This is a genomic window from Anoxybacillus sp. FSL W8-1294, assembly GCF_037965005.1.
Taxonomy (GTDB): Bacteria; Bacillota; Bacilli; order Bacillales; family Anoxybacillaceae; genus Anoxybacillus; species Anoxybacillus flavithermus_G.
Map to the genome: position 1 here is coordinate 839,989 of NZ_CP150179.1, position 19,763 is coordinate 859,751.

Consider the following 19,763-nt stretch of genomic DNA (forward strand, 5'->3'; position numbering starts at 1 on the left):
AAAGGCGATGTTTGTTGATCAAGTGAAAATATATGTGAAAGGTGGCGACGGCGGAAACGGAATGGTCGCGTTTCGGCGCGAAAAATACGTTCCCAAAGGTGGCCCAGCTGGAGGGGACGGTGGAAAAGGCGGCGACGTCGTATTTGTTGTTGATGAAGGGTTACGTACGTTAATGGATTTTCGCTATCAACGCCATTTTAAAGCGCCACGTGGCGAGCATGGCATGTCGAAAAATCAACACGGGAAAAATGCCGAAGATTTAATTGTAAAAGTGCCGCCGGGAACGGTTGTCATTGATGATGAAACGAAAGAGGTCATTGCTGATTTAACAGAACATGGACAACGATTTGTCGTAGCAAAAGGCGGTCGCGGTGGACGGGGGAATACTCGCTTTGCAACTGCATCGAATCCGGCGCCAGAAATTGCTGAAAACGGTGAGCCAGGTCAAGAGCGTTACGTGACGCTTGAATTAAAATTGCTTGCTGATGTAGGGCTTGTCGGGTTCCCGAGCGTTGGTAAATCGACTTTGTTATCTGTCGTTTCAGCTGCAAAGCCGAAAATTGCCGATTATCATTTTACGACAATCGTTCCGAACTTAGGTGTTGTTGAAACGGAAGATGGCCGCAGTTTCGTCATGGCAGATTTACCAGGTCTTATTGAGGGAGCTCATCAAGGTGTTGGGCTTGGGCACCAGTTTTTACGTCATATTGAACGAACGCGCGTCATTGTGCACGTCATTGATATGGCTGCCATCGAAGGACGGGATCCGTATGAAGACTATTTAGTTATTAACGAAGAGCTAAAGCAGTATAATTTACGATTAACGGAGCGGCCGCAAATTATTGTTGCGAATAAAATGGATATGCCGAATGCTGAAGAACATTTGCGCCAGTTTAAAGAAAAACTAAACGAAGACGTTCCGATTTTCCCTATTTCAGCAGTCACGCGCCAAGGGATTCGTGAACTGTTATTTGCGATTGCCGACCTGCTTGAAACGACGCCGGAATTTCCGCTCTATCCGCAAGAGGAAGAAGCGATTCATCGCGTCGTTTACAAGCTTGAAAAAGAAGAAGTTCCGTTTCATATTACGCGTGATGATGATGGGACGTTTATTTTATCAGGTGAAAAAATTGAAAAGCTATTTAAAATGACCGATTTTTCACGCGAAGAATCAGTACGTCGATTTGCGCGTCAGTTGCGTTCACTTGGAGTCGACGACGCGTTGCGCGCTCGCGGAGCAAAAGATGGAGATATTGTCAAGCTGTTGAATTACGAATTTGAATTTGTTGATTAATGCGAAAGGGGGCGCTTGTGCGGTGGATAAAAAGTTTTACTTAGTACGTGAAGATGTGTTGCCTGAGGCGATGAAAAAAGTGCTGGCCGCAAAAGAATTAATTGAACGTAAAAAAGTAGATTCTGTCGCTGATGCTGTGCAACTTGTCGATGTTAGCCGAAGCGTGTTTTACAAATATCGCGACGCCGTTTTTCCATTTCATACGATGGTGCGCGAAAAAATCATCACGCTTTTTTTCCATTTGGAAGACCGCTCAGGCACCCTTTCGAAGCTATTAAGTGTTGTTGCAGCAGCCAATTGCAACGTCCTTACGATTCACCAGACGATTCCGCTTCAAGGGCGTGCGAACGTTACGTTATCGATCAGTACAAGCGAGATGACGATGACGATTGACGAGCTACTTTCGCAATTAAAACAACTGCCTTTTGTTGAAAAAGTAGAGATTCTCGGTTCAGGGGCGTAGAGAGGAGAGGAAATGTGAAAATCGGATATTTAGGACCAAAAGGGACGTTTACGCATGCGGCCGTTGAAGCTGTGTTTCCCCACATGGAGAGCATTCCATATCATACGATTCCACAATGTATGGATGCGGTGCGTGACGGTGACGTACCGTTTGCTGTCGTGCCGCTTGAAAACGCACTTGAAGGTTCTGTCAATTTAACGATTGACTATTTAATTCATGAATGCAATTTGCCGATCGTTGGGGAAATTATTGCACCGATCGAGCAACATTTGCTCGTTCATCCGTCTCATTTGGACGATTGGAAGCACATTAAATGTATTTATTCCCATTCACATGCGATTGCACAATGCCATAAATTTTTACATCGCCATTTAAAGCATGCCACGTACGAATACGTCACTTCAACAAGTGCAGCAGCGAAATACGTTAGCGAGCGGCCAGAAGAAAAAATTGCAGCGATTGGCAATCGACTCGCGGCAAAACAATACGGTTTAGCGATTGCGAAAGAAAACATTCATGATTATGACTACAACCATACACGCTTTATCGTTTTACATCGTGAGCGTTGCACATTGCCTGTGGGAGAGAAAGAGGACGGGTTTAAAACGACATTAATGGTCATGTTGCCAAAAGATCAAGCAGGAGCGCTTCATCAAGTGTTATCGGCGTTTGCTTGGCGAAAGCTCAACTTAACAAAAATTGAGTCAAGACCAGCGAAAACAGGCTTAGGGAACTACTTTTTCATTATTGATATCGATCAAAAAATGGATGACGTTTTAATTCCGGGAGCGATTGCGGAGCTAGAAGCGCTCGGCTGTACGGTGCAAGTGTTAGGAAGTTACCCGTATTATACCGTAAAAAAAACATCCCTCGTGTAAAGGGATGTTTTTTATTCGATTAAAAATCCTGCTTGTTTTAAAGCTGTACATGCTTCATCGAGCTTTTCTACACGATCTGCTTCAAGCGTATGCAAATGAACTCCACCTGTCAGTTGAGATAAGTAGGCAGATTTCGTCTCGTTAATCTTTTGAATAAATTCGTCGACTTCTAACCGATTGCTAACCATAATGGACGCTGTTAAGTCTCCGTATACAGGATGCTCAATTTTTACGTCTTTTACGGTGACACCATGGTCGACGATCGTATATAGTTCATCTTTCGTTTGTTCTGGTGTGTGACAACAAGCGATGATGCGCGTATACGTATGGGCAGAAGAGGGAGACAAATATAAGTATCCTTGGCTTGTTGCGATAATAGGTTCGTTTTTTGCTTTTAACAGCGAAATATCTTGAACAATGACTTGGCGGCTCACATTTGTTTTGTTTGCCAATTCTGTTCCTGTCATCGGTCGTTTTGTTTCTTTCAACCACTGTAAAATAAGTGTTCGTCGTTCTTCCCCTAATAGTTTTCTCTCTTTTTTCATCGTAACATCCTTTCTTTTTGAAGCTGTTCAAGCACAGAAACAACCGTTTCAATCTCCCTTTTTGTTGTATGCACACCAAACGAAAGGCGAACAAACTGTTTCGCTTCATCCTCTTCTTTGCCGATGGCGATCATCGTTTTAGACGGCGCTTGCTTTCCGACTTGGCATGCGCTTCCGGTAGAAATAGCAATGCCGTGGCGATTGCAGTGTAACATAACGTATTGCCCCTCAAAGCCGTGAACGAGACAGCCGATGATTTGTGGTAGTTGATCCGTCGGATGTTCAAAGACGGTAATTGTCAACTGCTTTTCATTTATTTGTTCGACAAAATAACGACGCAACTCGCTCATTTTTTGTTGAGTGACTTCCCTCTTTTTCTCGGCTTCCATTGCGGCTGTTGTAAACGAAGCGATGCCGGGGACGTTGACCGTTCCCGGTCGAAATCCGCCTTCATGTGTTGTGTTTGGTAGCCACATATGCCAAGATACACGCGGGTTCATGTAAACAGCGCCGACCCCTTTTGGACCATAAATTTTATGGCTAGCAATCGATATGCTATCGAGGTGAAGTTGTTTCACATCTATCGGTATTTTACCAAAAGTTTGTACACAATCGCTATGAAACACAATTTGTTTTTTCTTTAACAATTCACCAATTTGTTTTAGCGGTTGAATTGTGCCGATTTCAGAATTGGCATGCTGAATCGAAACGAGAATCGTTTCATTTGTCAACGCCCGTTCAAGCGCTTCAACATTAACTTGCCCGAAGCGATCAACGGGCACGTACGTAATAGAAAATCCTTCTCGTTCAAGCTGCGCGCATACAGCGTGAACGGAAGCGTGTTCAACGCTTGATGTAATAATATGTCTCCCTTTATGACGATGGGCGTAAGCAAGCGAGCGAATAGCAAGAACGTTTGATTCTGTTCCCCCGCTTGTGAAATATATCCCTTTTTCTTCTCCTCCAACGAGTTGAGCGATTTGTTTTCGGCAAACGGTAAGCAACTCATTTGCTGCTGTTCCGATGTCATGGAGACTGCTGGCGTTTCCAAAATATTTTTTCGCACTTTCGACATACACTGCTAAAGCTTCCTCACTCATCGGTGTTGTTGCCGCGTAATCTAAATAAATCATCTCGTTCACCTACTTCCCAAAACAAAAGTCTTGTCATCAGTTTAAATATATGTCAATATAGGTGTCAAGACAGAATGAAATGGAGGAGCATCATGCATAAAGCAGATGTGATTATCGTTGGTAGCGGCCTCGCGGCGTTAATGGTTGCCTACCATTTATGTGGGCATAAAAATGTGATTGTTTTCACGAAGTCTAATAAAGAAGTAAGTAACTCTTGGCTGGCTCAAGGAGGGGTGGCTGCGGCCATTCACCCTGCGGATCATTGGTTATCTCATTATGAAGATACGATTACAACGGGATGTGAACATAACGATGATGAAGCGGTACGCATTTTAGTTCAAGAAGGACGAGAGGCGATTGAACAGTTTATGCATCTCGGTTTTTCATTTGATGTTGATGAGCGTGGGGAACTACTTTTTGGGCGTGAAGGCGCGCATCGCATGAGACGCATTTTACATGCCGGGGGTGATGCGACTGGAAAAAAGATGGTGGAATTTTTATTTGAGAAGCTTTCGAGTCGTGTTTTATTTATTGAAAACGATCCGGTCATTGATTTGCTCGTAAACGACGGACGTTGTGTTGGCGTGCGAACAAAAAACGGCCTGTATGTAGCCGAAGCGACAATCGTTGCAACGGGCGGCATTGGACAGTTATATACGTTTACGTCGAATGTGGAAACGGCTACAGGCGATGGAATTGCCATGGCGTATCGGGTCGGCGCTGCCGTGGCTGATATGGAATTTGTACAATTTCATCCGACGATGCTTTATGTAGATGGAAAGGCAGTTGGTCTCATTTCCGAAGCGGTACGCGGTGAAGGAGCGACGTTAGTGACAGACGATGGTCGACACGTCATGGATGGGGTGCACCCGCAAAAAGATTTAGCGCCACGTGACATCGTATCGCGAGCGATCGATCGTGAAATGAAAAATGGACATCTCGTTTTTTTAGATATTTCAGCGATTCCGCATTTTTCATCCCGTTTTCCGACGATCACTTCCCTTTGTGAGCGCTATCAAATAAACTGGCGAAGCGGTCTCATTCCTGTTGTGCCAGGTGCTCACTTTTTAATGGGCGGCATCGTTGTGAATGTTGACGGTGAAACGACGTTGCCGGGGTTATATGCTGTTGGAGAAGCGGCATGTACAGGTGTGCATGGTGCAAACCGTTTAGCGAGCAATTCGTTGCTTGAAGCGCTCGTTTTCAGCCGGAGAGCAGCACATAGTATCTTGAAAAAAAAAGAGCAGCTTCCCGGCGTAAACAAATATGAAGAAACTAGGGAAAACGTATGTATCCCGTTACCAACGAAAGAGCAAATTCAGCAAACGATGACCGAATGCGTTGGCATTGTGCGCAATTATGATCAACTGTTAGAAGCAAAACAATGGTTTGAACAATATTCGCTTTTTGAACTAATCCATTGTGCGCCACCGTACGACGATGAGGAGCGGACGATCGTAAATATGTTGATCGTTGGTTGGCTTGTGACAACTTCCGCTTTACAAAGAAGAGAAAGCCGAGGAGCTCATTATCGAAGCGATGAACCGTTTGAGCGACAGTATTGGGAAAAACGGCGCATCGTGCGCACGAAAACAGAGCATCTCATCAAGGAGGGATTTCGTTGAATGAGGTTAAGCTAACTGAACTACTAAAACAATTTTTCTTAGAGGATATTGGGGATCGCGATATCACGAGCGAGACGATTTTCTCAGCTACAGATACAGGAAGCGCTATGTTTGTCGCAAAAGAGGATGGAATTATCGCGGGTGTATGTGTCATCGAAATCGGATATAAGCTGTTACACGAAGCCATTACATGTGAATTGTATAAGCAAGATGGAGAACGCGTGAAAAAAGGGGAGACGATTGCGGTCGTTTCTGGTCCGATCGTTCCTATTTTATCCGGGGAGCGTGTGATTTTAAATGTACTTCAGCGAATGAGCGGCATTGCGACATTGACAAATGAGGCTGTGCGCGCATTAAATAGCGATCATACACGCATTTGTGATACACGGAAAACGACGCCAGGGCTTCGTATGTTAGAAAAGTATGCGGTTACGTGCGGAGGTGGGTACAACCATCGTTTCGGCTTATACGATGGGGTAATGATTAAAGATAATCATATTGCGTTTTGCGGTTCTATTGCAAAGGCGGTTGAGCGCGTCCGTTCAAAGCTCGGTCATATGGTAAAAATTGAAGTCGAGACTGAGACGAAGCAACAAGTGATCGAAGCAGTCGAGGCGGGAGCGGATGTCATTATGTTCGATAACCGCACGCCTGATGAAATTCGCGAGTTTGTGCAACTCGTTCCATCATCTATCGTCACGGAGGTGTCAGGCGGTATTACACTTGAAAACATTTCTAATTATCGAGATACAGGGGTTGACTACATTTCGCTAGGTATGTTGACGCATTCGGCGAAAGCGCTAGATATTAGTTTAAACGTGCAGTAGGAGGAATGACGATGAACGTATTACAATTAATGCAACAACATGATGCGATGCCAGAACAATATAAACAGTTGTCTGTCGAAGAGATGGAAAAGCGAGTAGCTGACGTAAAGCAACAGCTCGGTACACAATTATTTATTCCAGGACATCATTATCAAAAAGATGAAGTGATTCAATTTGCCGATGCGACCGGTGATTCATTACAATTAGCACAAGTTGCAGCGAAAAATAAAGATGCTGAATATATCGTATTTTGTGGTGTGCATTTTATGGCGGAGACGGCCGATATTTTAACGAGCGATGAACAAATCGTCATTTTGCCAGATATGCGTGCAGGCTGTTCGATGGCCGATATGGCAGAAATTGAACAAGTCGAACGAGCTTGGCCGCTATTGCAACAACGGTTTGGCGACACGATTTTACCGTTAACGTACGTCAACTCTACTGCTGCCATTAAAGCGTTCGTCGGTTTACACGGCGGCGCAACAGTCACATCATCAAACGCAAAAAAAATGGTCGCATGGGCGTTTACGCAAAAAGAACGTATTTTCTTTTTACCTGATCAACATTTAGGAAGAAATACAGCTTACGACCTCGGCGTCCCACTTGAACAAATGGCCGTATGGGATCCAACAACAAATACACTTGAATATGATGGTGATATGGAGCAAATCAAAGTGATTTTATGGAAAGGTCATTGCTCCGTTCATGAAAACTTTACGGTGAAGCATATCGAACATATTCGAAAAACGAAGCCAGATATGAAAATTATCGTCCATCCTGAATGCAGTTGGGAAGTTGTGCAACAGGCAGATGATGCAGGTTCAACAAAATATATCATTGAAACGATTGCCAACGCACCAGCAGGAAGCAAATGGGCGATCGGAACTGAAATGAACTTAGTAAATCGCATCATCAAGCAACATCCAGATAAAGAAATTGTGTCATTAAATCCGTATATGTGTCCATGTTTAACGATGAATCGCATTGATTTACCGCATTTACTTTGGGCGCTTGAATCATTGCTTGAAGGAAAAGTCGTCAATCGTATTACTGTGCCAAAAGATGTAGCAGACGGGGCCATTTTGGCGCTTGAACGCATGTTAGCACGTGCATAAATGGATCGGCATTTTTTTGCCGGTCTTTTTTATTTTTATCATAAAAAAAGCTTTCTGTTCATAAGTTATGTTGAAGCCTAGTAGCGACAAGCTGAGCATGACATACGTGTCACGTCTGAACATAGGAGGGGGAAACACGTGAAAATTCATATCGTCCAAAAAGGAGATACCCTTTGGAAAATTGCAGAGAAATACGGAGTTGATTTTGAAGAGCTAAAAAAAATGAACGCTCATTTAAGTGATCCAGACTACATTATGCCGGGGATGAAAATTAAAGTACCGACGCCAGTAACGCCAGTCAAGCCAGCAAAAAAAGAAACACAAAACGTTCAGCAACAACAAGTTTCTGTCGATGTAGATATTCATGTAAATAAAAAGGAACAACCATTACAACAACCGATCAATGTTGAACCAATTGCAAAAGAAGTTCCTATTGTAAAGGAACCGGTGAAGAAAGAAGAGCCGAAACAAGAAATGCCGCTTCTGCCACCGAAGCCACCAAATATTATGCCAAATATGATGGAACATGACGATGACGTGCAAATGCCACCGTTTCCAGACATTCCACCAATTCCACCAACACAAGCGCCAGTGATGGAAGAACAGCCACAACAACCGATGCAGCCGCAGCAGCCAATGCAACCACAACCTGTTCCGATGCCATTACCAATGCCGTGCATTCCTATTTCGCCAATGATGCCGGGATATGGATTTTATCCATGGTTTCCGCCAATGTATCCAATGATGCCGTGGACATATCCACAAAACATGGCAAACAACGATGATTGCGGATGTGGTGAACCGAAACCGACACCATACATGCCACAAATGCCAACAGATGAATATTCTCAACAGTTGCAACCGATGATGCCGCAGATGCCAACAGGTGCAGGGGAGTATTCACAACAACCGCAACAAGCATCATATCCACAACAAATGTATGGTGAAAACGTGCCGATGATGCCACAGCAAATGTATATGCCACAACCAGCTATGCCATATGGTCCGTACGGATGGCAACAAGGGTGGCAGGGGCAACCGTATGGAGGGAATCCGTACTTTTCTGTTCCGTATCGCGAGGAAGAAGAGGGGCAATAATGTCGCCTCTTTTTCTTTTTGCTTTTTGTGTGATAAAATGAACATGATGATGCAAAAAAGAAAGGGATGTACATAGATGGAACAAAAAATTGAAAAACTAATTGCATGGCTTCGTGAACGCGTACAGGAAGCAGGGATGAACGGAGCGATTGTCGGGATTAGTGGCGGCATTGATTCTGCGGTCGTTGCCCATTTAATTAAGCGGGCATTTCCTAACAACTCGTTAGGGCTCATTATGCCATGTAAAAGTAACCCAAAAGATAAAGAACATGCATTAAAAGTTGTAGAAAGTTGCGGCATTGATTATCATGTCATCGACTTAACAGAAACACATCGCGTATTATTCGGTGAAATTGAGAAACAACTAAAAGAAAAGGGGCAATGGAACGAGCAAGCTGCGCGCCTTGGTGATGCGAATACACGTGCACGTCTGCGTATGACGACGTTGTATGCGGTCGCAAATAATTATGGTTACCTCGTCGTCGGGACGGATAATGCAGCGGAGTGGCATACAGGCTACTTTACAAAATACGGCGATGGTGGCGTTGATTTAGTCCCACTTGTTCATTTCACAAAAGGAGAAGTGCGTGAAATGGCTCGCATTCTCGGTGTACCTGAAGAAATTATTACGAAAGCCCCTAGCGCAGGTCTTTGGGAAGGACAGACAGACGAAAACGAAATGGGTACAACATACGACATGATTGACAAATATTTAAAAGGTGAGCCAATTCCAGAACGCGACCGCGAAATTATTGAACGGCTTCATGAACGTTCACATCATAAACGGCAATTAGCCATTGCTCCGCCAAAATTTTAACAGCGATAAAACCTCTTTTTTGCGTCAAGCTAATGATGTAGACGCATCGTCTACAAAAGCAAAAAGGGGGTTTTTCCTTTGCGGAAACGAATTGTAGCTTTCGGGGCAGTCATTGCGCTTAGCGGATTGGTTGCTTGTAATAATCAAGCGCTTGATACTCGCTATACTGACCGTACACGTCCGATTGGATATTACTCAAATGAAAACGACATGAATGGGTTTCAATACGGTCGTTACGGCACAGAGCGTTTAAATGGAAACGTTCGTCAAGTGCGTGACAATGATGGACCGATTACGGAAATGCTCGATCGTGGCATGAACCGAACAACACGAACACCGCAAGTGGATCGAAATTTTAGTCGCACCGATCGCAACTATCATGGACATTTAAATGCGATGGATGAACGCACGCGCCCGTCGTATTACCGTAATTATAACGGAGCGTTAGCTGAAAAAATTGCAAAACGAGCAGCGAACGTAGGAAATGTGAAAGATGCACGTGCCGTCGTCTCAGGTGACCGAGTTGTTGTTGCTGTATCGACGACAGAAAAAAATACAGCGCGCATCGAACGTCTCGTTCGTGAAGCGATCGCTCCATATACTGCGGGCAAAACCGTTCGTGTTGTGGCAAATGAAAGCATGTATAACCGCATTCGTACGCTAGATAATGACATTCGCGATGGTGGTCCGATGGATCAACTAGAGCGCGATATTCGCGATATATTTAACGATATGGGCGATATGATCGAACGGCCATTTATGAATCGCGGCTAAAGAACAGGGGCTCACCCCTGTTCTTTTTCATCTATTTTTGTTATAGTTTTTATGGACATTTTTCACATATGAGAGGGGATCCGAATGGCAGGACATTCTAAGTGGAAAAATATTCAACGGCGCAAAAATGCACAAGATGCGAAACGCGGAAAACTATTTATGAAGTTGGCAAAAGAAATTTATGTAGCGGCAAAGATGGGCGGTGGCGATCCAACAACAAACGCTACGTTGCGCCTTGCGATTGAAAAGGCAAAATCGGCGAACATGCCGAACGAAAATATTGAACGTGCCATTAAAAAAGCAACAGGAAATCAAGAACATACACATTACGAAGAAATTCGTTATGAAGGATATGGACCAGGTGGCGTAGCGGTCATGGTCATTTGCTTAACAGATAATAAAAATCGTACAGCCTCTAACGTTCGTGTCGCATTTTCAAAAAATGGCGGAAACTTAGGGGAAACGGGATGTGTTTCGTATTTATTTGATCGAAAAGGATTAATCGTTATCGCACGTGAAAATTTACATATCGATGAAGATGAGATGCTGTTACAAGCGATTGAAGCAGGGGCAGATGAAATGGAAACAACGGAAGATTCATTTGAAATTTATACATCCCCAGAACAGTTCGAACAAGTAAAAAATACGTTAGCTGCGCAAGGATTTACGTTTGCGACAGCCGAAATAACGATGATTCCGCAAACGTATACGACGTTAACGGGTGACGATTTAACGAAAATGTTAAAACTCATTGATATGCTTGAAGATGATGATGATGTGCAAGAAATTTACCATAATTTAGATGAATCTATGTTAGAATAACGGTCTTGCGATGGCAAGACCGTTTAATTTTGGAGAAAATGGTCAACATATGAATGAGGTGAGAACGATGAAGATTGTACTGACACTGTTGCTTAGTTTATTTTTTGCACAGAGTTCATCCTCTGTACAGATGACGGTCATTTTAGAAACGGTATATATGGATGGAGAAGTAAGCGAAGAAATACGTGAAGAAACAGTGACATCAATGAAGGACATATGGAACAAGTATAAAGAGTGGCACCTCATCAATATGGATGACGAGCAAATTGTTTTTCAACGGTACGTTGACGATCTTTCCCCGTTAACGAAAGCGGGCTATTTTGGTCTTACGAAAGATGGAACACTTTCCATTTTTGAAGGGAAACCGGGCGAGTCTTCACGCGTCATTCAGTCGTTTTTTCAAATTGATGTAAAGAAGCTTGAAAGTCATGAGCAGGAAAAATTGAAAAAAGGCATTTCTGTTCGTTCAAAAAGGAATTATAAACGGGTCATCGAAGCGTATGAGCCGTTCGGAAAATAAGTCCGCGAATGAGAGCGGGCTTTTTTTATGTCCAACGTTCAAACATATGCGTTTCGGCTCGCGCTTTCCGCTTTTCTTATATTATGCTAAAATGAAGAGCGTGAGAAAAGGAGGACGCGGCGTTGATTGAATTTATTCGTGGATATGTCGATTACGTTTGCCCGGAATATGTTGTCATCGAAAATAACGGAGTAGGCTATCAAATTTTTACTCCCAATCCGTTTTCATTTCAAATGAACAAACAGCAACAAATTGTTGTATATACATATCAGTACGTGCGTGAAGATGTGCTTGCGCTCTACGGTTTTCATACTCGCCAAGAGCGAACGTTATTTGCTAAACTATTGCAAGTATCGGGCATCGGACCAAAGGGGGCGCTTGCCATTTTAGCAGCTGGTCAGCTTGAGCAACTTGTTGAAGCGATCGAAGCAGAAAACGATCAGTTTTTATGTAAGTTTCCAGGTGTCGGGAAGAAGACGGCGCGGCAAATGATTTTAGATTTAAAAGGAAAACTGCAAGCCATTGTACCTGATGCTTTCCCGAATTTATTTACAGAGCCAGTTGAAGAAATAAACGCGCTTTCCGAAGCGCTTGAAGCATTAAAGGCGCTCGGCTATGCGGAAAAAGAAATTCAAAAAGTGACGCCAATTTTAAAACAAGAGCAGCTATCGACAGAAGGATATATTAAGCTTGCTTTACAAAAACTATTGAAGTAAGGGAGGATGCACGATGGAAGAGCGTCTCATTTCAGGCGCAGCTGACTACGACGATGCATCGCTTGAGTATAGTCTTCGCCCTAAACAGCTGCGAGAATATATCGGACAGCAAAAAGTGAAAGAAAACTTAACGGTTTTTATTGAAGCGGCGAAAATGCGCGGGGAGACGCTTGATCACGTGTTGTTGTACGGTCCACCAGGGCTTGGAAAAACAACGCTTGCTGCGATTATCGCAAACGAAATGGGGGTACAATTGCGTACAACAGCGGGACCAGCGATTGAGCGGCCCGGCGATTTAGCCGCAATTTTAACAACGCTTGAACCTGGTGATGTGCTATTCATTGATGAAATTCATCGTCTGCCGCGAGCAGTAGAAGAAGTGTTGTATCCGGCAATGGAGGACTTTTGTTTAGATATTGTCATCGGTAAAGGACCAGCTGCTCGTTCTGTCCGCCTCGATTTACCGCCTTTTACGCTCGTAGGGGCAACAACAAGATCTGGGGCGCTTTCCGCCCCGCTCCGCGACCGCTTTGGTGTATTAAGCCGTTTAGAATACTATACCCCTGAGGAGCTTGCGCATATTGTGAAGCGAACCGCGCACATTTTTGCAGTACAAATCGAGGAAGAAGCCGCGTTTGAAATTGCTCGTCGTTCACGGGGCACACCGCGCATCGCAAACCGACTGTTGCGACGTGTACGCGATTTTGCCCAAGTGCGCGGTGATGGGACGATCACGTTTCTTTTAGCGAATGAGGCGCTCGAACAATTGCAAGTCGATCGATTAGGATTAGATCATCTTGACCATAAACTATTAAAAAGTATGATGGAAAAATTTCGCGGTGGGCCTGTCGGATTAGAAACGATTGCCGCAACGATTGGGGAAGAAGCACAAACGATTGAAGACGTATATGAACCGTATTTGTTACAAATCGGTTTTTTACAACGAACACCGCGTGGACGAATCGTTACACCGCTTGCATACAACTATTTCGGTTTGGAGGTGCCACAATGATGAACCTGCCAAAAACAATTATGCTCATCGGTGTCATTTTTATTGTCGTTGGTTTTTTGATGCAATTTATTAAACTTGGGCGTTTGCCAGGGGATATTGTCATTAAAAAAGAAAATGCAACATTTTATTTTCCGATTATGACATCAATCATTTTAAGTGTCGTTTTATCGCTTATCTTTTATATTATCGGCCGTTTTCGTTAATACAATAAAGAAGGGACGCGAATGTCAACTACCCCCACTTAGCTAACGCTTGAAGTGAGGGCTTGCAACTCCCCAGAAGTGCAAACGGACTTCTTCCTCCTTCCTTGACTTGGGGTTGCATCAGGGGCAGGTTGACGACTACCCAACGACGCAGGTCATGCCTGCATCGTTACCGATTCTCTCGGTGTGTCTGTTGGCAGTACTTGGCTTCCACACACAACAGACGGACCCACGCTCGATGTTTTACGGTTACAACGTTTCCTGTAACCAACTCCATACATCGAGTAGCAGTTATTGGAGTGCCTTTATTGAACGGTTTTCTCCACGCCTTTATTATATCATACACAAAAGAAAGGGGGAACGCGCATTCCTCTCCCACTTACTCCCTTTGGTCGTTGAAGCGGGAGTCTCCTGCGCGAAATAGGATGAAAATCGATTTATTTGATTTTTATTTACCAGAAGAACTCATTGCACAAACTCCGCTTCCGAATCGGGAAGCATCACGCCTTATGGTGCTCGATAAAAAAACAGGCGAAGTGACACATGAGCCAACATTTCGTTCTATTTTATCGTATTTGAAAGAAGGCGATTGTCTTGTTTTAAACGATACGCGCGTATTGCCAGCCCGACTATATGGAGAAAAAGAAGAAACAGGGGCGCATATCGAAGTGCTTTTATTGAAACAGCTCGATGGCGATCAATGGGAGACGCTTGTCAAGCCAGCGAAGCGTGTAAAAGTTGGAACGATCATCTCATTTGGTGACGGTCGTTTACGTGCGGAATGTGTCGCGGAGCTCGAACATGGTGGACGCATTCTTTCGTTTTCGTATGATGGTATTTTTCTTGAAGTGCTTGAGTCGCTTGGCGAAATGCCGCTTCCTCCTTACATTAAAGCACAACTTCATGACCGCGAACGATATCAAACGGTTTATGCTCGTGAAGCAGGATCAGCTGCGGCTCCGACAGCAGGGTTACATTTTACAGAGCAACTTCTTGAAGATGTACGGAAAAAAGGGGTACATCTCGCCTTCATTACGTTGCACGTCGGATTAGGGACGTTTCGTCCTGTGAATGTAGAAAACATTGAAGAACATGATATGCATGCAGAGTTTTATCAAATGTCAGAACAAACTGCGCAATTGCTGAACGATGTGAAAGCGCAAGGCGGACGTATTATCGCTGTTGGGACGACTTCAACACGTACGCTTGAGACGATTGCATCCCGTCACGATGGAACGTTTGTCGCTGAAAGCGGTTGGACGGACATTTTTATTTATCCGGGTTATACGTTTCGTGCAATTGACGGCATGATTACAAATTTCCATTTGCCAAAGTCGACGCTCATTATGCTCGTTAGTGCGCTAGCAGGTCGAGAGCATGTGTTGCGCGCTTATGAAGAAGCAGTAAAAGAGCGTTATCGGTTTTTTAGCTTTGGCGATGCAATGCTCATTATATAAGTTGAGAAAGGGGACTATACGTGACACCAATCCGATACGAGCTCATTAAAACATGTAAACAAACGGGGGCGCGCCTCGGTATTCTTCATACGCCGCACGGCTCGTTTGAAACGCCAATGTTTATGCCTGTCGGTACACTTGCGACGGTAAAGACGCTTTCTCCGGAGGAATTAAAAGAAATGGGAGCTGGCGTCATTTTAAGTAACACATATCATTTATGGCTTCGACCAGGCCATGAGATCGTCAAAGAAGCAGGCGGGCTCCATTCCTTCATGAATTGGGATCGCGGTATTTTAACGGACTCTGGTGGATTTCAAGTATTTAGTTTAAGTGAGTTTCGCCGCATTGAAGAAGAGGGAGTATATTTCCGCAACCATTTAAATGGCGATAAACTATTTTTATCGCCAGAAAAAGCGATGGAAATTCAAAATGCGCTTGGATCTGATATTATGATGGCGTTTGACGAATGTCCACCGTATCCTGCTACGTATGAGTATATGAAGCGGTCAGTTGAGCGAACGAGCCGTTGGGCGGAGCGATGCTTAAAAGCGCATCAGCGTCCGAATGAGCAAGGACTATTCGGCATTGTGCAAGGCGGGGAGTTTGAAGATTTGCGCAAACAAAGCGCGCAAGATTTAGTGTCGCTCGATTTCCCAGGATATGCAGTCGGCGGCTTGTCCGTTGGTGAACCGAAAGAAGTAATGAATCGGGTGTTAGAGTTTACAACGCCGCTATTACCAGCGAATAAACCGCGTTATTTAATGGGAGTTGGCTCGCCAGATTCTCTCATCGATGGGGCGATTCGCGGTATCGATATGTTTGACTGCGTACTACCGACGCGCATTGGTCGCAATGGGACAGTGATGACAAGCGAAGGTCGCGTCGTCATTAAAAACGCCAAATATGCGCGCGATTTTACACCGCTTGACCCGAATTGCGATTGTTATACTTGCCGTAATTATACAAGGGCGTATATTCGTCATTTAATTAAATGCGATGAGACATTCGGTATTCGCCTAACCTCTTACCATAACGTATACTTTTTGATAAAATTAATGGAGCAAGTGCGACAAGCGATTCGCGAAGATCGCCTTGGCGATTTCCGAGAACAGTTTTTTGAACAATACGGTTTCAATAAGCCGAACGCGAAAAACTTTTAGAAAGGGGTGAAAATATGGAGACGTTAGCAAGCTTATTACCGCTTATTTTATTCTTTGCGCTTTTTTACTTTTTGCTTATCCGCCCGCAACAAAAACGCCAAAAGGCTGTTCAACAAATGCAGGCAAATTTGCAAAAAGGAGACAAAGTCATTACGATTGGCGGATTGCATGGCATCATCGATTCACTTGATGAAAATACGGTCGTTATTCGCGCGGGCGACGGTTCGCGCCTTACATACGATCGTGCGGCTATTCGTGAAGTCGTCAATGAAAAATAAGACAGGTTTGTTGCCTGTCTTATTTTTATGCGCTTCGTGAGCGAGATGTCGCTACGTTGACGCCGATCATTCCGCCAATGATGGCTGTGATGAGAAATCCTGCATGGTATCCCCATTGTTCGGGCGAAAACATTTGATTCATTCCAAGAAATTGGAATAAAAAAATGATCGTTGTAAAAATGACACCCGTTGCCCCGCCAAGCAGCCAGCCGCGAACCTTTCCTTTCCCCCCCGCTATCAATCCACCAAAAAATAACGATAAAAATGCGAGAACGTGCATGACCCACCGTAACGATGTTTCATCATAACTTGTCAACTTCAACAAAAGAGCGAATATAAAGCTGCATATGATAGCACTTATAAAAATTGTTATAACCCCATAAAAAATGGCACGAATCATTCGTAACCCTCCTTCCTGCATTTAGTACAAACATATTCGGTTGTCTATTTGTTTAGAATAAAAACGTAGCAACAAACGAGGAGGAATGAATGTGGAGTACGTCACGATTATTTTTCGAACGTTACTATTGTACGGTGTCATTTTATTTATTTTTCGTATGATGGGAAAGAGAGAGATCGGGGAGTTAAGCATTTTAGACTTAGTTGTGTTTATCATGATTGGCGAAATGGCGGTCATTGCGATTGAACAGCCGAAAGATCCGATTTTCCACACGCTCGTTCCGATGATTGTATTGACGATCGCTCAAATTGCATTTGCTTTTTTTTCTTTAAAAAGCGAAACGTTTCGCCGTCTCGTTGACGGGTCACCGACAGTCATTATTAACAACGGAAAAATTGATGAAAAAGCGATGCGGAAACAACGATACAACTTTGATGATTTGCTTATTCAATTGCGTGAAAAAAATATTAAAAACATTGCCGATGTTGAATTTGCGATTTTAGAGCCATCTGGCAAACTGTCCGTATTTACAAAAGAAAAAAAGAAAACACCGTCTTTAGCGTTGCCGCTTATTAAAGACGGTGTCATTCAAGAGGAGCATTTGGCGCTTATCAATCAAACGTGCAACTGGTTAATCGAGCAACTGAAGAAGCGCGGATATGAACGAATCGATCACATTTCGTACTGTACATATGAAAACGGAACATTTTATATTGACGAAAAGGATGAATAATTAGCGGAATAGCTGACGAAATTCATCTTTTTGAATTAAACGAAACAATCGCGCAAGAACGATATAAATGGCCGTCATGATGATGATTGCGACAATCGTTTTGATAGGCAATGAAAAAGGCAAAAGCGGAACGAGCACATGTCCAATTGTTGCGACGGAAACGATGATAATCAAATGAGCGACATATTGTCTCACATACAAAGAAAGTGAAATCGCTTTAACGATCGTAGCAGCGTGTAACAATGTCACAATCATAATGCCGACCGTAATCGCTAGGGCTGCCCCCATAATGCCAAGCGACGGTTGGGAAGCAAGCCAAAAAATGAGCGCTGTTTTTATTATTGCTCCGATGAAGCTATTGATCATTGCCTCTTTCGCTAAGTCGAGTGCCTGCAATACAGCTTGCAGTGGGCCTTGCAAGTAATAAAAGATGAAAAACGGAGCCATCACTTTCACAAAAATTGCAGCTCCATTCGCACCATACATCAATTGCATTATTTCTTCCGCCAATACATACAACACAACAATCGATAGCCCTCCAGCTAAAAGGGATAGCCGCACAGCTTGATGCAAACGATACTCGATGAGTCGGTGTTGCTTTTGAGCAGCCGCTTCACTAATAGCTGGAACGAGTGAAGTGGCGAGCGCATATGTAATAAATGATGGAAGCATTAAAAGGGGCAGGGCGTATCCAGTCAGCTCCCCATATTGTTTTGTCGCATGGGTTGTAGTGATGCCAGCAAGCGCCAAACTTTGCGCCACGACAATTGGTTCAAAAAACCAGGCGATTGATCCAATCATTCGGCTCCCAAGCGTAGGTACAGCAATGCGCATAAGTGAAACGAACGTATCCTTTCCTTCCTTTACGTAAGCGAAAAAGCGATAACGAATGCGAATCGGCTTTTTTCGTTTAAATGTAATAAATAAATAAACGAGCGATACAAACTCACCAACGACCGAAGAAACCATCGCCCCTGCTGCGGCATATTCGATGCCGTACGGCAAAAAAGCGGTTGTAAAAGCAGCGATAAGCGTAATGCGTACAGCTTGTTCAAGCAGTTGGGAATATGCGTACGGTTTCATTTGCTGCTTTCCTTGAAAATATCCACGCAAAACGGAAGATACAGCGACGATTGGGACGACTGGTGCAATGGCAACGAGCGGATAATAAACGCGTGCATCTGTAAATAACGTTTGAGAAAGAACAGGCGCAATGGCAAGTAGAGCTGGAAAAAAGATCATACTTAAAACAATTGTAATGGATAAAGACACGACTAATATTTTTTTTACTTTTCTTTTGTCGCCTAAAGCTTCTGCTTCCGCAACGAGCTTAGAAATGGCGACAGGGAGGCCGAACTGTGTAATCGTAATGGCTAATACAAGTGTCGGAACTGCCATCATATATAAACCGACGCCTTCTTCACCAATGAGACGAGCTACGACGATGCGATTAATAAAACCGAGTATGCGCGTCAACAATCCTGCAACAATTAAAATGATCGTTCCTTTCAAAAATTTAGACATATTCCTCCCTACCTTCTCAAATGAGGTCATCTTTTATACAATGAAATATATGCACATGTTGGCCAAGCATGACAAAATGGGGGAGATGAATGTGGATCGAAAACAATTAATGCCAGCGCTACAAAGTAAAGTAGATGAACTAAAATTGCTCGGTTATGAGCAAGCGACGATTGAAGATGTATGGAATTGTTTGATGGTGAAAAAATGGAGAAAAAACAAAGAAGAAAAGCGGCTGTTTGAACTTGTTAACGACATTTTATCATTGCGTGCAAGTGATTACATGGCATATGTCGTTCAAAAGGAACAAAAACATGATCATTGGTTTACAGAAGAAGGGCTCTCCGAGTTAGAACAATTGTTTTAATTGTT

General features: G+C 43.6%; 23 protein-coding genes. 19 read left to right on the top strand and 4 right to left on the bottom strand.

What is annotated here, in order from left to right; genetic code table 11:
- Positions 1–7: 7 nt before the first annotated feature.
- The 3 genes from obgE to pheA are packed head-to-tail and all read left to right on the top strand — an operon-like array spanning position 8 to position 2,635.
- Positions 8–1,294, top strand: a complete 1,287-nt coding sequence (gene obgE / locus NSQ23_RS04425) for a GTPase ObgE (RefSeq protein ID WP_004889246.1) — start codon at positions 8–10, stop codon at positions 1,292–1,294.
- Between the two features lie 22 nt (positions 1,295–1,316).
- Positions 1,317–1,757 carry an ACT domain-containing protein gene (locus NSQ23_RS04430; RefSeq protein WP_004889247.1) on the top strand — a complete coding sequence of 147 codons (441 nt, stop codon included), beginning with the start codon at positions 1,317–1,319 and terminating at the stop codon, positions 1,755–1,757.
- 14 nt (positions 1,758–1,771) lie between these two features.
- Positions 1,772–2,635, top strand: coding sequence for a prephenate dehydratase (gene pheA, locus NSQ23_RS04435; RefSeq protein ID WP_339173285.1), 864 nt, complete (start codon positions 1,772–1,774; stop codon positions 2,633–2,635).
- An 11-nt stretch (positions 2,636–2,646) separates the two neighbouring features.
- Here pheA and NSQ23_RS04440 read toward each other — a convergent pair whose 3' ends face one another.
- Both NSQ23_RS04440 and NSQ23_RS04445 read right to left on the bottom strand, forming a co-directional pair.
- Positions 2,647–3,180: a transcription repressor NadR gene (locus tag NSQ23_RS04440; protein ID WP_091702199.1), complete on the bottom strand. Its 534-nt coding sequence runs from the start codon at positions 3,178–3,180 to the stop codon at positions 2,647–2,649.
- A complete protein-coding gene (locus NSQ23_RS04445; RefSeq protein WP_339174285.1) occupies positions 3,177–4,313 on the bottom strand; it encodes an IscS subfamily cysteine desulfurase in 1,137 nt (378 codons plus the stop codon). Before NSQ23_RS04445 ends, NSQ23_RS04440 begins: the two co-directional genes overlap by 4 nt.
- Before the next feature lie 92 nt (positions 4,314–4,405).
- On the opposite strand from NSQ23_RS04445, the gene nadB reads away from it, so the two are divergent.
- The 14 genes from nadB to yajC all read left to right on the top strand — a co-directional run bounded on the left by nadB (position 4,406) and on the right by yajC (position 16,737).
- Entirely contained in the window at positions 4,406–5,938 is a 1,533-nt protein-coding gene (gene nadB / locus NSQ23_RS04450) for an L-aspartate oxidase (protein WP_339173287.1), read from the top strand.
- A complete protein-coding gene (nadC, locus tag NSQ23_RS04455) occupies positions 5,935–6,765 on the top strand; it encodes a carboxylating nicotinate-nucleotide diphosphorylase (RefSeq protein WP_339173289.1) in 831 nt (276 codons plus the stop codon). Before nadB ends, nadC begins: the two co-directional genes overlap by 4 nt.
- Before the next feature lie 11 nt (positions 6,766–6,776).
- Positions 6,777–7,880 (top strand): quinolinate synthase NadA, encoded by a 1,104-nt coding sequence (gene nadA, locus NSQ23_RS04460; protein WP_339173292.1) that lies wholly within the window; start codon positions 6,777–6,779, stop codon positions 7,878–7,880.
- Between the two features lie 138 nt (positions 7,881–8,018).
- Positions 8,019–8,978 (top strand): SafA/ExsA family spore coat assembly protein, encoded by a 960-nt coding sequence (safA, locus tag NSQ23_RS04465; RefSeq protein ID WP_339173294.1) that lies wholly within the window; start codon positions 8,019–8,021, stop codon positions 8,976–8,978.
- Positions 8,979–9,054: 76 nt separating this feature from the next.
- Positions 9,055–9,795: an NAD(+) synthase gene (gene nadE, locus NSQ23_RS04470; protein ID WP_091702216.1), complete on the top strand. Its 741-nt coding sequence runs from the start codon at positions 9,055–9,057 to the stop codon at positions 9,793–9,795.
- A gap of 78 nt (positions 9,796–9,873) precedes the next feature.
- Entirely contained in the window at positions 9,874–10,569 is a 696-nt protein-coding gene (locus NSQ23_RS04475) for a YhcN/YlaJ family sporulation lipoprotein (RefSeq protein ID WP_339173296.1), read from the top strand.
- 84 nt (positions 10,570–10,653) lie between these two features.
- A complete protein-coding gene (locus tag NSQ23_RS04480; protein ID WP_004889261.1) occupies positions 10,654–11,391 on the top strand; it encodes a YebC/PmpR family DNA-binding transcriptional regulator in 738 nt (245 codons plus the stop codon).
- A gap of 67 nt (positions 11,392–11,458) precedes the next feature.
- A complete protein-coding gene (locus tag NSQ23_RS04485) occupies positions 11,459–11,911 on the top strand; it encodes an intercompartmental signaling factor BofC (protein WP_230456161.1) in 453 nt (150 codons plus the stop codon).
- Positions 11,912–12,033: 122 nt separating this feature from the next.
- Positions 12,034–12,627 carry a Holliday junction branch migration protein RuvA gene (gene ruvA / locus NSQ23_RS04490; RefSeq protein WP_339173299.1) on the top strand — a complete coding sequence of 198 codons (594 nt, stop codon included), beginning with the start codon at positions 12,034–12,036 and terminating at the stop codon, positions 12,625–12,627.
- 13 nt (positions 12,628–12,640) lie between these two features.
- Entirely contained in the window at positions 12,641–13,639 is a 999-nt protein-coding gene (ruvB, locus tag NSQ23_RS04495) for a Holliday junction branch migration DNA helicase RuvB (protein ID WP_339173301.1), read from the top strand.
- Complete coding sequence (locus NSQ23_RS04500; protein WP_339173303.1) at positions 13,636–13,842, top strand: DUF2905 domain-containing protein; 207 nt, start codon at positions 13,636–13,638, stop codon at positions 13,840–13,842. The genes ruvB and NSQ23_RS04500 overlap by 4 nt, the downstream gene beginning before the upstream one ends.
- Before the next feature lie 425 nt (positions 13,843–14,267).
- Positions 14,268–15,299, top strand: coding sequence for a tRNA preQ1(34) S-adenosylmethionine ribosyltransferase-isomerase QueA (gene queA / locus NSQ23_RS04505; protein ID WP_077429382.1), 1,032 nt, complete (start codon positions 14,268–14,270; stop codon positions 15,297–15,299).
- A gap of 20 nt (positions 15,300–15,319) precedes the next feature.
- The gene (tgt, locus tag NSQ23_RS04510; RefSeq protein ID WP_339173305.1) at positions 15,320–16,459 is read left to right on the top strand and encodes a tRNA guanosine(34) transglycosylase Tgt; all 1,140 of its coding nucleotides are present in this window, start codon (positions 15,320–15,322) and stop codon (positions 16,457–16,459) included.
- A gap of 14 nt (positions 16,460–16,473) precedes the next feature.
- Positions 16,474–16,737 carry a preprotein translocase subunit YajC gene (gene yajC / locus NSQ23_RS04515; protein ID WP_064220452.1) on the top strand — a complete coding sequence of 88 codons (264 nt, stop codon included), beginning with the start codon at positions 16,474–16,476 and terminating at the stop codon, positions 16,735–16,737.
- A gap of 25 nt (positions 16,738–16,762) precedes the next feature.
- Here yajC and NSQ23_RS04520 read toward each other — a convergent pair whose 3' ends face one another.
- Positions 16,763–17,137, bottom strand: coding sequence for a TIGR04086 family membrane protein (locus NSQ23_RS04520; protein ID WP_004889272.1), 375 nt, complete (start codon positions 17,135–17,137; stop codon positions 16,763–16,765).
- A 91-nt stretch (positions 17,138–17,228) separates the two neighbouring features.
- On the opposite strand from NSQ23_RS04520, the gene NSQ23_RS04525 reads away from it, so the two are divergent.
- Entirely contained in the window at positions 17,229–17,870 is a 642-nt protein-coding gene (locus NSQ23_RS04525) for a DUF421 domain-containing protein (RefSeq protein ID WP_339173309.1), read from the top strand.
- Here the strand turns inward: NSQ23_RS04525 and spoVB are convergent, their stop codons facing one another.
- Positions 17,871–19,394, bottom strand: coding sequence for a stage V sporulation protein B (spoVB, locus tag NSQ23_RS04530; protein WP_339173311.1), 1,524 nt, complete (start codon positions 19,392–19,394; stop codon positions 17,871–17,873).
- Positions 19,395–19,479: 85 nt separating this feature from the next.
- Here spoVB and NSQ23_RS04535 point away from each other — a divergent pair, with 85 nt between their 5' ends.
- Positions 19,480–19,758, top strand: coding sequence for a post-transcriptional regulator (locus NSQ23_RS04535; protein WP_339173313.1), 279 nt, complete (start codon positions 19,480–19,482; stop codon positions 19,756–19,758).
- Positions 19,759–19,763: the final 5 nt, after the last annotated feature.

Excerpts from the sequence above, each read along its gene's own strand:
- obgE (WP_004889246.1), top strand. The coding sequence starts at position 8 with ATGTTTGTTGATCAAGTGAAAATATATGTGAAAGGTGGCGACGGCGGA.
- NSQ23_RS04440 (WP_091702199.1), bottom strand. The coding sequence starts at position 3,180 with ATGAAAAAAGAGAGAAAACTATTAGGGGAAGAACGACGAACACTTATT.
- NSQ23_RS04445 (WP_339174285.1), bottom strand. The coding sequence starts at position 4,313 with ATGATTTATTTAGATTACGCGGCAACAACACCGATGAGTGAGGAAGCT.
- nadB (WP_339173287.1), top strand. The coding sequence starts at position 4,406 with ATGCATAAAGCAGATGTGATTATCGTTGGTAGCGGCCTCGCGGCGTTA.
- nadA (WP_339173292.1), top strand. The coding sequence starts at position 6,777 with ATGAACGTATTACAATTAATGCAACAACATGATGCGATGCCAGAACAA.
- nadE (WP_091702216.1), top strand. The coding sequence starts at position 9,055 with ATGGAACAAAAAATTGAAAAACTAATTGCATGGCTTCGTGAACGCGTA.
- NSQ23_RS04480 (WP_004889261.1), top strand. The coding sequence starts at position 10,654 with ATGGCAGGACATTCTAAGTGGAAAAATATTCAACGGCGCAAAAATGCA.
- NSQ23_RS04485 (WP_230456161.1), top strand. The coding sequence starts at position 11,459 with ATGAAGATTGTACTGACACTGTTGCTTAGTTTATTTTTTGCACAGAGT.
- ruvB (WP_339173301.1), top strand. The coding sequence starts at position 12,641 with ATGGAAGAGCGTCTCATTTCAGGCGCAGCTGACTACGACGATGCATCG.
- NSQ23_RS04500 (WP_339173303.1), top strand. The coding sequence starts at position 13,636 with ATGATGAACCTGCCAAAAACAATTATGCTCATCGGTGTCATTTTTATT.
- queA (WP_077429382.1), top strand. The coding sequence starts at position 14,268 with ATGAAAATCGATTTATTTGATTTTTATTTACCAGAAGAACTCATTGCA.
- yajC (WP_064220452.1), top strand. The coding sequence starts at position 16,474 with ATGGAGACGTTAGCAAGCTTATTACCGCTTATTTTATTCTTTGCGCTT.
- NSQ23_RS04520 (WP_004889272.1), bottom strand. The coding sequence starts at position 17,137 with ATGATTCGTGCCATTTTTTATGGGGTTATAACAATTTTTATAAGTGCT.
- spoVB (WP_339173311.1), bottom strand. The coding sequence starts at position 19,394 with ATGTCTAAATTTTTGAAAGGAACGATCATTTTAATTGTTGCAGGATTG.
- NSQ23_RS04535 (WP_339173313.1), top strand. The coding sequence starts at position 19,480 with ATGAATGTGGATCGAAAACAATTAATGCCAGCGCTACAAAGTAAAGTA.